This is a genomic window from Labrys miyagiensis, assembly GCF_030160835.1.
GTDB lineage: Bacteria > Pseudomonadota > Alphaproteobacteria > Rhizobiales > Labraceae > Labrys > Labrys miyagiensis.
Genome location: NZ_BSPC01000102.1, coordinates 1 through 1,424, shown reverse-complemented (window position 1 = coordinate 1,424; position 1,424 = coordinate 1). Strand labels below are relative to the sequence as shown.

1 protein-coding gene is annotated in these 1,424 nt (G+C 59.5%); it reads left to right on the top strand.

What is annotated here, in order from left to right; translation table 11 throughout:
* Positions 1 to 28 precede the first annotated feature (28 nt).
* On the top strand, positions 29 to 1,324 hold the full coding sequence (locus tag QQL24_RS36280; protein ID WP_284317197.1) for an ISNCY family transposase: 1,296 nt from the start codon (positions 29 to 31) through the stop codon (positions 1,322 to 1,324).
* The last annotated feature ends 100 nt before the right edge of the window (positions 1,325 to 1,424 follow it).

Here is a 1,424-nt window from a genome sequence, read left to right as displayed (position 1 = left end):
CGGCGTTGTGCCTGGGGAGTTGCGTGTGATGACGGTGCTGTCGATGAGCCGAACGGAGATCGACCGGGTTCACGTCTTGAAGGATTTGCTGGCGGAACGGATACGAACGCGCGAAGCGGCGCAGCTGATGAGCGTGACGACCCGCCAAGTGTTTCGGCTGCTGCAGGCGTATCATGCCGGCGGTCCTGCGGCGCTGATTTCCAAGAAGCGTGGCAAGCCGAGCAATAGATCGTATCCCGCGATCGTCCGGACCGAGGTGGTCGCGCTCATTAAGGCGAACTATGTCGATTTCGGACCGACCTTGGCGGCTGAGAAGCTGGCCGAGCGCCATGGTCTGCATTTCGGCGTGGAGACGATCCGGCGCTGGATGATGGCGGAAGGCATCTGGAAGGATCGCCGGCAGAGACACAAGCCCGTGCACCAACCACGCTACCGGCGAGAGTGCTTCGGCGAGTTGATCCAGATCGATGGCTCTGAGCATTGGTGGTTCGAGGATCGGGGGCCGCAATGCACCCTGCTCGTCTTCATTGATGATGCGACCAGTCGGCTCATGCATCTTCGTTTCGTCGAGACTGAGTCGACCTTCGATTATTTTATCGCGGCGCGCACTTATCTTGAGCGCCATGGCAAGCCCGTTGCATTTTACTCCGACAAACATGCCACGTTTCGTGTCAACAAGGCTGACGCCACCGGTGGCGATGGCATGACGCAGTTCGGCCGGGCGCTGCACGAGCTCAACATCGATATCATCTGTGCCAATATCCCTCAGGCCAAGGGCCGCGTCGAACGGGCGAACGGCACCTTGCAGGATCGACTGGTCAAAGAGATGCGGCTGGCTGGGATATCGACCATGGAGGCCGGCAACGCTTTCCTGCCCACCTTCATGGAGGACTATAACAAGCGTTTCGCAAAATTGCCTTTCAATGACAAAGACTTGCACCGCCCGCTTGCCGAGCATGACGACATCGAGGATGCCTTTGCTTGGAAGGAGGAGCGGACCGTCTCGTTCAATCTGACGCTGCAATACGACAAGGTGCTGTTCATGCTCGAGCCCAACGAGACCACAAGGCCCCTCGCCCGCCAGCGCGTCATGATCTACGACTATCCGGACGGCCACTTCGCTATCAAGCATAAGGGCCGCACCCTGCCCTACAAGATCTTCGACAAGCTGCGGCAGATCGACCAGGCAGCGATCGTCGAGAACAAGCGTTTGGGTCCAATCCTGGCGATGATCGCCGAACAGCAAAAGCAGATGGACATGAGGCGCAGCAACAAGGCTCCTCGGCGCCGTGGCCAAGCCCAGAGCATGTTCAAGGCCGGTTGAGCCGCGCTGGTGGAAAGTCGCAGCGCGGCTGCGCAACCCCGACCAGCTGCGCCGCGCTGCTTGAGCCTCAAAATAGAAGGTGCAGATCGACATTTCGGGC